The sequence below is a fragment of the Methylobacter svalbardensis genome (assembly GCF_037671525.1).
Lineage (GTDB): Bacteria > Pseudomonadota > Gammaproteobacteria > Methylococcales > Methylomonadaceae > Methylobacter_A > Methylobacter_A svalbardensis.
Genome location: NZ_JAWPOH010000076.1, coordinates 1 through 13,625 on the forward strand (window position 1 = coordinate 1; position 13,625 = coordinate 13,625).

11 protein-coding genes are annotated in these 13,625 nt (G+C 50.1%); 3 read left to right on the forward strand and 8 right to left on the reverse strand.

Annotated elements, in window-relative coordinates:
• The first annotated feature begins 619 nt into the window (after positions 1-619).
• Positions 620-1,297, forward strand: a complete 678-nt coding sequence (locus RW114_RS17870; RefSeq protein ID WP_340124113.1) for a recombinase family protein — start codon at positions 620-622, stop codon at positions 1,295-1,297.
• A 175-nt stretch (positions 1,298-1,472) separates the two neighbouring features.
• Here RW114_RS17870 and RW114_RS17875 read toward each other — a convergent pair whose 3' ends face one another.
• The 8 genes from RW114_RS17875 to RW114_RS17910 all read right to left on the reverse strand — a co-directional run bounded on the left by RW114_RS17875 (position 1,473) and on the right by RW114_RS17910 (position 11,760).
• Positions 1,473-1,739, reverse strand: a complete 267-nt coding sequence (locus tag RW114_RS17875) for a recombinase family protein (protein ID WP_422614840.1) — start codon at positions 1,737-1,739, stop codon at positions 1,473-1,475.
• A 194-nt stretch (positions 1,740-1,933) separates the two neighbouring features.
• Positions 1,934-2,791, reverse strand: coding sequence for an HNH endonuclease family protein (locus RW114_RS17880; protein WP_340124115.1), 858 nt, complete (start codon positions 2,789-2,791; stop codon positions 1,934-1,936).
• A complete protein-coding gene (locus RW114_RS17885; protein ID WP_340124116.1) occupies positions 2,788-4,581 on the reverse strand; it encodes an AAA family ATPase in 1,794 nt (597 codons plus the stop codon). Before RW114_RS17885 ends, RW114_RS17880 begins: the two co-directional genes overlap by 4 nt.
• Before the next feature lies 1 nt (position 4,582).
• Positions 4,583-6,544, reverse strand: coding sequence for a restriction endonuclease subunit S (locus RW114_RS17890; protein WP_340124117.1), 1,962 nt, complete (start codon positions 6,542-6,544; stop codon positions 4,583-4,585).
• Positions 6,544-8,322, reverse strand: coding sequence for a class I SAM-dependent DNA methyltransferase (locus RW114_RS17895; protein ID WP_340124118.1), 1,779 nt, complete (start codon positions 8,320-8,322; stop codon positions 6,544-6,546). The genes RW114_RS17890 and RW114_RS17895 overlap by 1 nt, the downstream gene beginning before the upstream one ends.
• A 35-nt stretch (positions 8,323-8,357) precedes the next feature.
• A complete protein-coding gene (hsdR, locus tag RW114_RS17900; protein WP_340124119.1) occupies positions 8,358-10,802 on the reverse strand; it encodes an EcoAI/FtnUII family type I restriction enzme subunit R in 2,445 nt (814 codons plus the stop codon).
• Between the two features lie 234 nt (positions 10,803-11,036).
• Positions 11,037-11,366, reverse strand: coding sequence for a helix-turn-helix domain-containing protein (locus tag RW114_RS17905; protein WP_340124120.1), 330 nt, complete (start codon positions 11,364-11,366; stop codon positions 11,037-11,039).
• Positions 11,356-11,760 (reverse strand): type II toxin-antitoxin system RelE/ParE family toxin, encoded by a 405-nt coding sequence (locus tag RW114_RS17910; protein WP_340124121.1) that lies wholly within the window; start codon positions 11,758-11,760, stop codon positions 11,356-11,358. The genes RW114_RS17905 and RW114_RS17910 overlap by 11 nt, the downstream gene beginning before the upstream one ends.
• A gap of 370 nt (positions 11,761-12,130) precedes the next feature.
• On the opposite strand from RW114_RS17910, the gene RW114_RS17915 reads away from it, so the two are divergent.
• Positions 12,131-13,006 (forward strand): IS5 family transposase, encoded by an 876-nt coding sequence (locus RW114_RS17915; RefSeq protein WP_340124122.1) that lies wholly within the window; start codon positions 12,131-12,133, stop codon positions 13,004-13,006.
• Positions 13,007-13,306: 300 nt separating this feature from the next.
• The coding region (locus RW114_RS17920) for a DUF1264 domain-containing protein (RefSeq protein WP_340124123.1) at positions 13,307-13,625 on the forward strand (319 nt) is incomplete at its 3' end.

Genomic DNA, 13,625 nt, shown 5'->3' on the forward strand with positions numbered 1-13,625 from the left:
CATGCTGCTTCAAATAGACTTCTTCATATTTCACCGTTCTCCAGAGCCGTTCGACAAAAATATTATCTAGAGCTCGACCACGCCCATCCATGCTGATCGTGACGTCGTTATCGATCAATACGCCAGTGAAGGTGTCACTTTTCAAAGTCGATGTCAGCAGTAATCAGCCAGAGCCCGCGTAGAATCTCGATGAATGCAAACTAAATTGTCATAGTCGATGTCAATAGCATTCAAACCTGATGTCAGCACGTTGCAAATTGTCGAAGTCGACGTCAGCACGTCGCAAAAAATGGGTAAACCCAGTTGCATGAGTGTGGGCCACTCGGCAGAACAGAAATTTGTAACCAACTGCATGAATGGGTTGTCGCGAAAATTAGGAGTTTTGCGACAACCAGGCAACCTTAGAAAAATCAACGTTTCCAGTGTCGCAAAAGTTATGGTGCGAAAGTGCATATATTCGATACACTTTTGCGACTCCATATCTTATGAGTTATTGCCACACACCTAATCGCACTGCTGACATCGGCTTTGACAATCCGCTGACACCGACTTAGAAAAGTGACATCGGTGATATTGGCTGTTGGTAGTCCAAAGGTGTATCATTTTAAGTATTCTATAAATGCACCACTATTTTGCCACAGTAGAATGCGGGTTCCAGGGCTATTTTGCGGGGAGGGTTCAATTGGGACAGATTGCGGCGGTATATTGTCGAGTTTCGACAAGTGATCAAGACTGCAAACGTCAGGAAACGGATTTAATCGTCTTTGCAGAAAAGGCTGGTTATGCAGTTGCAGGCGTTTGGAAAGAAACCGCATCCGGAAGCAAAAATGATCGCCTGCAACGTCAGCAAGTGTTGAATCTCGCGCAAGCACGAAAAATAGACGTTATTTTGGTGACAGAATTGACGCGCTGGGGACGATCAACATTGGACTTGTTTCATACGCTCAATGACCTGAAATCCTGGGGTGTATGTCTGATCGCGCAAACGGGACTGCAGTTTGATCTGGCAACGCCACAAGGGAAACTCATTGCCACGTTGATGGCAGGTTTAGCGGAATTCGAGCGTGATCTTCTGCGTGAGCGGGTTCGATCCGGTGTAAAAGCGGCACAGGCTCGTGGTGTGGTGTTTGGTCGACGCCTTGGACAGCGAGTAAAATCAGACAAGTTGGCACCGACGGTATTGGCGATGGTTGCTGCGGGACAATCTTATCGCCAGATTGGCAGGCAGCTTGACTTGAGCAAGAATACCGTACTGGAAATAGTCAAACGTGAACGTGCTAACGCTGACCACGATTGATGAAGTATTTAAAATAATATCGATTAGAATCCAGGTGTGACAAGGGTTACAGGGCGACTTTACGCATTTACGAAGGAATCCTTACGGTCAGCCATAATCACACTATTTTGCATGTTGTCCAGAATCCGGATGAATTTTAACTTTTAACATTGGACAAAATGAATAGCTTCAATTCTTAGGATTCCGTCAGAACCCTTTGCACCGTCGACGTGCCGATGCCAAGGGTCTTGCCGATCTTGACCTTACCCATATCCTCAGCCCTGAGTTTTTTAATCTCCGCTTCGATTTCTTGTCCGTGTGGTTTCCGGCCAAGCTGTTTGCCGTTCGCTCTTGCTCTCGACAAACCTGATTTGACCCGTTCCTGAATCATAGCCCGCTCAAATTCAGCAAATACCCCGCACATATTGAACATGGCACGACCCGACGGGGTGCTGGTGTCCAGTGCTTGCTGATGTAGATACCCTTATGCGACATCCATACCTCGTAACCAAAGCGAGTCAGGATGGCGTAGATGCGCTCCAGTAATTCCTCGACGCCGTAAACCGTGAAGGAAACCATAACGATGAGTTTTTTCTTTTTGGCCATATCAGAATGTCATCTCATTCATAAAAATCTGCTGTTGGTATGCCTGTATTATCATCCCATCAACCGTGAAAGTTGCGGATCATTGCGCAGCAGCAAACACCACCTGGCAACAGCCGACAACTCTGCGACAGGACTGGTCATCTCACGCACACGAGCTCTTACCTCGATCAGTTTCGCTTTGGCAGCAGGATTGTTGCCAGCACCGCAGCGGGCTTTCGCTGTGATGAAGTCTTCGATTAACTTATTCACTTGCTGCCACTTCTTGCGGCGAGCCTCGGCCAGCGGTCCGTGTGCATTGAGCTTGAGGCGCTTTACCGTCTCATTGACGCGTTCTTGCTCCCACGCTGAAATACCGGGCATCGGGATGACTTTGCCCTCTTCATCGAAGGCGATAAGAGCTACATCGTCATCATCAATCGGGTCAAGCAGATAGCGCGTTTCGGATTCCTCGCATGGTTGCGCGTGCGTGGAGCACAGCGATCCGTTCTTGAGCGGAAACCAGCCGCCTTTTTTGCGGTTTCCCACATTGCCGCATACCCGAAAATTCATATAGTCAAACGCCAGCCACCAATAGCCATCGCGCTTACTACCATCAAGTGCCTTGGCTTCTTTCTTGGGGCGGAAGTGCTCAACATCGTAATGCGAATACAGCTCGCGCACTTCGGAAAACCAACACTTACCCGCCGACAACGCCAACATCCACTCCTTTAACGCGCCCCAATGCGCACTGTTAGCATCAATCAACTCATTACGTTCATTCTGCTGATTGGCCGCATCCAACGCCGTTAGCGCCGTAATCAACTTTGCCGATTTATCCAGCCACGCATCCCATTCTTGCTGCGTCCACGGCACCCAATTCGGAATATCGGTATCCGTTGGGCGTTTATTTCCTAGGTCTATCCAGATCACTGCCCATCCTCCTCGCGCAATATTTCGTCGATGATGGAATCAGCGATGGCGTCCTGCTCGGTTTGTTCCTCGGGCGTCAGAACCGGTTTTCGGAAACGCCGGTGCTGAGACATTTTGCGCACGAACAGCGCGTAGTCGGGATCACGGAAATCGGCAGTCGAGAAGCCCAGATCGGCCAATTCGGCGGAAAGACTAGAGAGTTCGGCATCTTCTTCCGGCGTGCGCGGGGCTTTCACAAATAATTCGTTGCGACGAAACAAGCGGCGCTCGGTTTCAATATCCAGTGTGGATGACAGTCCGAACAACTCACTCTTAAGCAAACCGGTTACACCCATGCCTTGCGGATGTTCATCCGGCACATCCACTACGGTGCGCTCGCCATCGCGGCGCAGAATATGTACCTGCTCGCGTTTAAGGCTGCCGACCATCATCGGGTCGTGGGTGGTGATCAGGATTTGCGACTCGCCTTGCAACGTTGTGCCTTCGCGTGGACTCAGTACATTTTCGATATCGTCAAAGTATCGCAACTTCCAGATGGGATTCAGGTGAGTGTCTGGCTCATCCAATAAAAACAGGCAATGGTCTTCGCGGGTGATGCGCATCAGGCCCAGCACGGTGAGCATTTGCAGTTCACCTTCGGAGAGTTGCGTAAAACTTATCTTACCGCCGTGCTCGTCGCGCTTCTTTACCGTAATACGGACCTCATCTATCAAGTCTCCTATGTATGCCCCCTCGGCATAGCGGAAGAAACTGTCAGTACCGCCGACTAAATCCCCCAGTTGCTTGAGCTTTTCTTGAGTTGGTACGAACAGGTAAAGCTGCTTTTGCTTTTCCGTGCGACCACGAAAATCGATCTGTTTGGTTGCTTCCTGCTCGATGGGGGCCCAAGATACTTGCCAAAGCTTGTCGAGAAATTCGCTGACTACATTGCCTCGTGCGAACCAGAAGCGGGGGTCGCCTTCATTCAACTCGTTTTCGTCGAACTTGCCTCCCTTGCGCTTTTCACGCAAGCGATGCGGCTCTTTTAGTACAAATAGCGCCGATTCCAGCGATTCGATATGTAAATTGGCCAACACTTTCTTGAACACCGGATCGTCAGATAACAGGCAGGCCAATAACACAAGCTGACTGTGCCCGCCTCTGCAATAGAACAGTCTGCGCAGACTGTCGTCACCGTATCGTTTTGAGCGGCGTTCAATATCAACTTGCAGCTTGGCTGCTGCATCGGCGTCGAATGCTGAGTTGCGATACAAACTCGCCAGCGCATCCCCACTCAGTTTTTCAGAGGCAGTAAACTCCTGCTGGCGATTATATCGACGCTGATGCTCCTGGAATAATGTCTCCATACGTTCGTTGCGACCGGAGTAGTACGCAAAGATGTGAGAGGGTAGCAAGCGCGGTCCGCGTCGCTCATCCCGATGTAGCTTGTCTGGCGGATCATTCTTGATCAGGTAGTCTTGAGACTTCTGCTCTTCATCCACCCAAACAAAGGGACGCTTTTGTTTAGCGGTATCGGCCTCGATACGCACCGTATGGCCACGAATACTGTATACCAGCGTGTAATCGAAGGGCGCTTCGCGATCAAGGTCGATGTCGCGGAAGATAGTAATCAACGCCTCGATCAGGTTGGATTTGCCGGTGCCGTTTTGGCCGATCAAGGCATGGCTGCGAATCAATTTCGGTGGCGTATCCGCAGGCGCACCGGCAGCAGGCGACAGGTGCGATGCAAAGGCGATATCCACATCACGCAGATTGCGAAAAGCCGGTAGGCGAAGGCGTTGTAACTGCATCTCAGGCGTCCGCCGACTCAACGCGTTTTTCGCGCATTTCAGCTACTGCCGGTTCCCGTATCCAGCCGTGTGCCACTTCGGTTTTCAATTGCGCGTAAAAGGCGTCAATCTCGCCGCCGAAACGTTGCCACAAGTCCTTGGCCGGCATTTCACCATTGTGACGAGCAAGAATAGTGGCCAGTGGGGACTGTTCTTTGATGCCTGGGGCGTTGCCCAAGAGTAGCGGGGCGATCAATTCGGTTTGCGGGGCTTTCATGGGTTCTTCTTCTTGTTCGGTGGCGATGCCGGTAATGCTTGCAACCATGCTAGATGCGAGGTTGGTGGCTATTCGCTGTTTCTTGGTTAATTGATCCGCGTAGTGGTCGCATAGGCGAAAAATCTCCTCGACGATAGCAACGATTCGATCCTGTTCCGACTTTGGCGGTACAGGAACGATCAAGTCCTCAACCCCACCGACACGAAGATGTTTCACTGTCATGCCAATTGCCGATTCAATCATGCGATTTTGAAAACTTAGGCTTTGAATCACGTACAGAAGGAAGCGATTGCTGAATAGATCGGGAAAGAGTCGGATCAGCATCGAACGTTGCCCGAGACACACTTTTTCGCCTTCTGGCACGATCGAAGCCTCGCCCATAGGGGCTTCCCGAGTGAAAAAAATATCCCCACTCTTTGGCGGCATCCGCCTTGCCCAGTAAGCATAGGTTTCTTCAGAAATCTTCCGCGTATTGGTCAGGTCCATCTGACCGTTCCGAATGTCTGTCGTCCGAATGAGGTGAATACCTTCGCTGACATACGGTGCGGTCTTGTTGTGGCAATCTACAACTGCTTGCGATACTTGCAACAAGGAAGCCCATGCCCAGTGCTCGGGCAATGCGGTATCAGGAATGTTGATTTGCTGAATGCGAAGCTTCTTTAGCATCGCCAATACCTCTTTCTGCTCCTGATCAACGCAATCCTTTGACCATGCGATGCGCCTTGCGGCAATCGCGTCGATCAGTTCAGCGCCAGTCGAAGCATGGCGATGTTCAATATTCAACAAAAGACCAGACATGGCCAGATCGAGAATCAAACCTTTGAATGCGACAACATCCTCCGGCGCATGAAACAGCCGCCCGAAATTGTCAGCCAAGCGTGTCCAAGAAGTTTGCAGTTCGTGCGGACAACTAGCGGTGGCGACGGCTTGCAGGGTGGACTGGCGCAGGTTATTTTGCAGCTTGCGGCGGTCCTGTTGCTGAGCTTCCAGCTTGTCGCACAAGGCCATCAGCTCATCGACTTTGGCGACGATGCGGGATTGCTCCTTAGGTGGAGGTAATGGAATTCGAGCTGAGGCGATTTGGCCACCAGAAAGGTGGTCTACAGTAGTATAGTTCTTGATACCTTGAAACTTTCGTAGCTGGAATTGGAGAGCTATACAAACGTACTTTTTACTAATTTCATTTGAGTAAAACTGTAGACGTGTCACCCGCTGGTTTAAGAGCGCGCTAGAACCGCTCCAAACAGCAACTCGGAAATCACCATCCATCGCAACAAGCCAATCACCGTTAGAAACCAAGAACTCATCTCGGTACTCTCCAGAAAAGTATGTCCTTGGTGAGTTCACCCCAACATCACGCACTCGAATGATAGGCATCCCCAACCTGTTTTCATTGAACAAGTTTGATTTGAAGGCAAAACCCGCTTGAGGATTAGCTAGGGTTTGCAATTGAGTCATTGACCATCCGTTTGGCAGCTGGACGGAATCAGTTTGTATTGCAGGGGTACCGCTACGCCGTCGTTGAGTGCGGCTGATTTGTTGATTTCCTGATTTGACCAGAAATAATTCTGCTGATTCTTCGGCGCTGTCTTGCTGAACCAGCTTGCCCTGAACTGCGAGGATATTGATCATTTCTCTTAAGCGTACTATTCCCCCATGAGCATTGGCAATATGCCCAAACTCGGCCAGAAACTGCCGCGTATCCATCAGGCTTCCTCACCGACGAAATGATGTGCTAGCGCGGCGGCCAGTTCGCTTTTTAGCTGGTTTTCAGTTTCTTCAATTTCGCCCATCAGCTTTTTGTATTTCTCCAGCACTAGGTCTGGGTTATGAGTTTCTTCTTCTGGGGTGTTGGGGTTCTTGATGTCAAGGTTGAATATCGGCCAATAAATACGGTCGCCAGCGGCCTGAGCGTCGCGAGCTTGCAGGCGTAACGGTTCGGCCTGGGCACGCAGATCGGCAATCTGGGCGTCGATTTTTTCGCGGTAGGCCGCGTCGACAGTCCCGACTAGGCTTTTACGCAAATCATTCGCTTCGCCTTCCAACTTGGCGGATTCGTTGTTCAGATCCTCGGCGCGTTGCCAGTAAGGCGCAGCGGCGGCCTCGGCCTGTTCGCGCTTGGTTTTGAAATCCACCTTCCAGGTAAATTCGTTTTCCACGCGATCAGCAAAATCGTTGGCTTCATCGCCCCACCATTCTTGCTCGGGCTTGAACTCCTCCAGCCGGATGGGCTTGGTTTTGGAATAGCTCTTATAACCTGCCGGGTAGGGATGTTCGTAGAACCAGATGGTATCGGTATGAAAATGCTCGCTGCCATCGTCCACCACGCTGCCCTTGGTGAAGAACAGCAGGTTGGTTTTGATGGTGGTGTACGGCGCAAACACGCCTTTGGGCAGGCGGATGATGGTATGCAGCTTACAGTCGCGCAACAGAAGTTTTTTCAAGGTGCCTTTGATGCCGTCGCCAAACAAAAAGCCATCGGGCAATACCACCGCAGCACGGCCATTTACTTTAAGCAGTTTTTTGATGATGAGCGCCATGAACATGTCGGCGGTTTCACGAGTACGCAAATCGGCCGGGTAGTCGCTGCCTACGCCGTCATCTTCATAACCACCGAACGGCGGGTTGGTGATGATACAATCGACCTTGTCGTTGGCGCTCCACTCGTTCCAACCGATACCCAGTGTGTTGCGGTGCTCGATCTGGCTGGGTACGTCAATACCGTGCAGCAGCATGTTGGTGGTGCACAATAAATGCGGCAGCTGTTTTTTCTCGATACCGCGAATCAGCGCTTCGATGGCGCGTTTGTCTTCTGCACTGGATTTGTTGCTGAGCTGGTTGCGGAAGTAGTCAATGGTGGCGGTCAAGAAGCCACCCGTACCACAGGCTGGGTCCATCACGGTTTCGCGCTTATCCAGGCGCGGATTGACTCGGTCGGCCATGAAGGCGGTGATGGCACGTGGAGTATAGAATTCGCCGGCATTGCCCGCGCCGCGCAGGTCGTTGAGCAGTTGTTCGTACATGTCCCCTAGACTGGCTCGGGTTTTGAAGTCGTGGAAATTGATCGCATCTTCCAACTTCTCGATCACGGCCAACATTTGCGGGCCGGATTTCATGTAGTTGTTGGCGTCTTCAAAAACCTGCTTGATGACCTTGTGCGAGGGGCTCTGGCTGGCGTCGATTTTTTCTTTCAGTGCCGGGAACAATTCGTTATTGACGAACGCAATTAGCTCGCTGCCAGCAATTTGCGGTTTTTTCTTACCTTCATTATCTGTCTTGTAGGCGGCCCAGTTACGCCAGCGGTAGGCATCAGGCAAAGGGGACTTATAGTCGGCGTTGTCGTCTTCCCATTCCTCTTCGCGTTGGTCGAAGACTTTGAGGAAGAGGAGCCAGGTGAGCTGGCCGAGACGTTGGGCATCGCCATCAACGCCATCGTCTTTACGCATGATGTCCTGGATGGATTTAATGGTACTGCTGAGATTCATTTTGTATTTCTCTTATTTTGTAAGCTGGCGCATTTTTAGGCCTGTTTTTGTAAAGGTGTGTCATAGAGTGCTTGTTCGAGCTCGTGCAAGGCTTGGCTGTATTGCTCCACGCTGCCAAAGATGCCGCGACGGATTTGTGTCTTGCTGCCAAACTGATCAAAAGGTGGCAGTTCCAGCACCTTGGCGTCTTCAATGTCCTGCACACCGTGATCGGCAAATTTCTCAAGTAGGGCTTCGAGTACCGCACGGGCTTGCTCGCCATATTTACCGAAGACATCTCGTTTTTTGACGTTGTTAGCGCGTTCGCGGCGGGTAAGCGGTTTCTGATCAAAGGCGACATGAGCAACCAGGTCGAAAGCATCGAGCTCGCTACCATTGGCTACTGCCTGTTGCAGGATGTCCAGAGGAACGCCATGTTCGACGAGCTCTTCCAACACCGCCTGTTTGCGCTCGGCGCTGTTCCAACGAAGTAGAAAGTCAGTGAGGCTGCCAAATTCAGTCTGCAAAGCTTTCTTGATGTCATCCTTGAGCAAGACACGGTAGTCTTCGGTCATGAGTTTGCCGTCAGCATCGAGGTATTGGGAGCGCTCGACAGCCACTCGCACGTTCACGTCGTCGATGACGTACTTAATTCGACCTTCGCCACCACCACTTCCGCCGCCACCTGTGTCATCGCCGGATTCGGTATCGTCATCACCCGTGGAACCTGGGTCGTAGGGCGGCGGTCCTGGCTCATCGACTCCAGGTGGATTTATTATGTCTGGCGGCAAAATGGGTTCATCGGGTTTGGGTTCGTAGATGACTACCGGCTCGCCATCGAAATCCGGATCAGCGAACAGGCGGGTTGCCCCTTTAAAGTCCATGATGGTGAAGTAGAGCTTCTGGTAATCCTCACGTAAACGGGTACCGCGACCAATGATCTGCTTGAACTCAGTCATTGAGTTGATGGTTTGATCCAATACGATCAGTTTGCAGGTTTTGGCATCTACGCCAGTCGTCAGTAATTTGGAGGTGGTGGCTATAACGGGATAAGGCTCATCGTTGTCGATGAAATAGGAAAGCTGAGCCTTGCCTTCGTTGTCGTCGCCAGTAATGCGCATGACATAACGACGATTGCTGGCAGCCGCAGGAATCAACTTAACCAGTTCTTGGCGCATGCGCTCGGCGTGATCCTGATCGTCGCAAAACACAATGGTCTTAGCCAAAGGGTCGGTTGCTTTGAGATATTCCCAGACCCGGCTGGCGACTAGCTGGGTACGCTTTTCCAGCACCAAATTGCGGTCGAAGTCTTTGGTATTGTATTGCCGCTGCTCCACGGCTTGACCGAGTTTATCGACCTTACCCTTTTCAGGAGTGTAGCCAACAGCATCGACATCAGTGGCAATACGGATGACTTTGTAGGGCGCTAGAAAGCCGTCTTCTATGCCTTGCTTGAGCGAATAGGTGTAAACCGGTTCGCCGAAGTAGGTGATGTTACTAACCTCTTTTGTTTCTTTAGGCGTGGCGGTGAGGCCCAAATGCGTCGCGTTGGTGAAATAGCCAAGTACCTCGCGCCAAGCGGAGTCTTCTGCCGCGCTGCCACGATGACATTCGTCTATGACGATCAGATCAAAGAAATCGGCCGGAAACTGGCGATAGATTTGCTTCCATTCTTCTTTGCCAGTTACCGCTTGATAAAGGGCAAGATAGATTTCATAGTTTCTCTTAATTTCGCGGTTGGTGACCTTATGCATCACCTCGCCAAACGGTGCGAAGTCTTGCTGCATGGTTTGGTCAACCAAAATATTGCGGTCGGCCAGGAACAGGATGCGCTTCTTGGATTTGGCTTTCCACAGTCGCCAAATAATCTGGAAAGCGGTGTAGGTTTTGCCGGTGCCGGTTGCCATCACAAGCAATATACGTTGTTGGCCTTTGGCAATCGCCTCAATCGCGCGGTTAATCGCTACTCGTTGATAATATCGTGGCGCTCGGCCACTACCATCGGTGAAGTAAGGTTGCTCTATAAGCTGAACGGCTTCAGGAGCGACCAACCCTTTCCATTGCTGGTAAAGTGGCCATAAGTAAGACAATGTAGGAAATTCATTGATTTGCAGTTCGCGTTCCACTGGCTGAGAGAGGCCAGTGCGGTCGTGCAGCAGAAATCCGTCGCCGTTGCTGCTAATAGCAAACGGTGCATCCAGCATTTCGGCATAGGCCAAGGCCTGTTGCATGCCATGCCCGATAGAAAATTTGGCCTGTTTAGCTTCCACGACTGCGATAGGAACATTAGGCCTTGCATAGAGCACGAAATCGGCGCGTTTGGGACCACCTTTGGCTTCTGGGTTTTTGATGCGTGCAGCGAGTTTGCCACGTACCATGACGCGACCATCAGTAAGTTTTACTTCTTCTCTAAACTGGTTTTGTTGCCAGCCAGATTGCTGAATGGCGGGGGTGATAAATTTGGTACATATATCGCGTTCACTTAGCTTGTACTTGTCCATGACCGAGTGCTCTCCCATTAATCAAGCTCTTGTTCTTCATCAGCAACGCACGTACGCATTCGTCCGTCTCAGGTAGCTGGAACTTCGACAGACGGCAAATATTGTGTGCAGGCAAATCCTTTCGCCCCTGCCAACGATAGACGATCCTTATCTGGCCGACAGTAAGGATTCGTTCGTGATTTGATAGTAGTGGCCTGCAACACCTATTATAGGGTACGTTTGTTTAAACGCACCCTATTGCACAGCTAATACAGAGATATGTCCGGCCTTGGTGTTATTTGCCCGTGGCCGGATCATAATTTCAACGTCACGATCCAAAGCAGTCAAAAATTCCATCAGACGCTCGACCGAAAAGTTATCCAGACGGTAATTTTTGAGCGCTGATACTTTAGGTTGTGGAATACCCAGTAATTCAGCTATTTCGCGCTGCTTGAGCTTGCGGTTTTTAAGCAACTCATTAATGGTAAACGCCAACTGCGTTTTAGTCTGACGTTCAGTGGCGTCTACAAAACCCAAGTCGGCGAAAACGTTGTCGGTGCCGTGGGTTATATCGTTATTGTTCATATATTCCTCCAGTATGCCCTTTGCTTTGGGTGCTCTCATAATCGGCTTGAGCGCGTTTAAGTCGCTCGGTAATCAGGTTGATATCGGGTTGCGGCGTTTTAATTCCGGACTTTGATTTTTTCTGAAAGGCATGCAGTACATAAACCACGCCAACAAAACGCACGGTGTAAACTGCTCTATAGGTATCACCGCGATGGTCTTCGACGATTTCGAAAACCCCTGGCCCCTCGCCTTTCCAAGGCTTGGCTTTGGGGTGCTTACCATTGATCTGTGCCAAACCAAGGGCATAGCCCATGTCGCTTTGCACTGGGTCAGGAAAGTCGAGGTAATCTTTTTTCGCGGAACCTACCCAATGTAGCGGTTTGGTACGAGGTATGTTTGAAATATTAACCATGATGAAATATACCAAATAAGGAATATTTTATCAAGATTGATAAGATACTTTTTATGGTGATGGATTTGTGTTTAATACTGGCGAACATTCCAGGTGGTTTGGCATGATCACACTTACTTAAGTATCATCCATCTCTTGATTTATTGACAATTTACTTGTTTTGATAAGTTGACGGATACATTAACGCTTTTTGGCTTAAAAAAGGCGTAAAAAACCCTCTGTCGAGACTGTTCATTTAATGACCGTTAAATGGACACTATTTGTGACAAAAACTCACAAGTGATGGGCGTTGTTGAATAAATCGGTTTTTCAGCATTCAAGTTGGTTATATGGCATCATCTTAGGTTTACTTTTATACCCACAATAGACCATGCCATACAAACATAACGAGAACCGCCGCCATAAAATCAAAAAATCTCGTTACAAAGTCACGAACTGGCATGACTACAATAATGGGTTACGGCAACGTGGTGATGTTACGATCTGGTTTACTGAAGAGGCAATTGCCGACTGGCACCCAGAGAAGACGGGAGCCCTCAGTCGACCGCAGCTATATTCTGATATCGCCATAGAAACTGCTGTGTTTATTCGCCAGGTCTTTCATCTGCCGCTACGCCAAACCGAAGGCTTCATGAAGTCGCTGGCCCGTATCATGAAAGCTGAAATCACCATTCCTGACTTCAGCAGCATTTCCAAGCGCTGCATTGCTTTACCTAGGCATCTCCTGAGCAAAGCAGTGGAGCCAGGCAGTATTGTCATTGTCGATTCCACTGGACTCAAGGTCTATGGCAAAGATGAATGGCATCAAGAAAAACACAATGTTTCTGCCCAGCGCACCTGGCGCAAGCTGCATCTTGCGATCGATGAAAACCACCAAGTCCTGGCGTGCGAACTGACCACGCCGGACGTGGGCGACCCCACCGCAGTCACTGACCTGCTGGCCCAAATCGACACGCCCTTCGGGACTTTCATCGGTGACGGTGCCTACGATGGCGAGCCCGTTTCCCGAGCTGTTTTAGACCAGCAACCGGATGCCCAAGTGGTCATTCCACCGCACAAGAACGCAGTCTGTTCTGACGCTGGCGACACACAGCGAGATCAGCATATTCAAACCATTGCGCAACAAGGACGAATCGCATGGCAACAAAAAACAGGCTATGGCCTGCGCAATCTTGTTGAGCTTGCCATGCAACGCTATAAGCGCATTTTTGGCAACACCATGAAAGCGCGGGCGCTGCCGCAGTAAAAAACGGAAGCATGGGACAGTGCGTTTGCGCTCAACAAAATGACGAGCCTGGGCATGCCAGTGTCCGTAAAAATCTAACTAACGTTAAGAATGGGTAGCTTCGGCCAAATTTTGATTTATTCAACAACGCCTATTCATGATAGATGGTTATTGTCATCAATAACCATAGGGCGTAATAGGTATTTTGGTTGCTTCTGTCTCCCTAGGTTCGGTGACGTACAGACAATAGGGCAGCATCAGTATATTGTGGCGTCTAAATCAAATAAATTCAGATGTAATTAATTTAAAAAGGAAGAGACGATGAGACTTAGCCTTGTAATTTTTATTCCCTTGTGTATCAGTGCAATTACAGCATGCACACCCTCTGCCATATCACCTTTAAAACCCGAAGGCCAGGAAAAATCTTCAAAAACTAAAGTGCTGGAGACCGGTGCCGCCATCCTGCAAACTGATTCGCCCCTGGATCCTATGAACATCTATCTGGATGGTTTTCATGTTGCCAAGGACGATCCGGCGCATCAAATGGAGGCTCACCATTTCTGTCGCCAAGTTAACGAGGATTTCGCCCAGTGCGCCCTGTTCGACGGTAATACCCGGCAAGCAAACCTGATCGGCATTG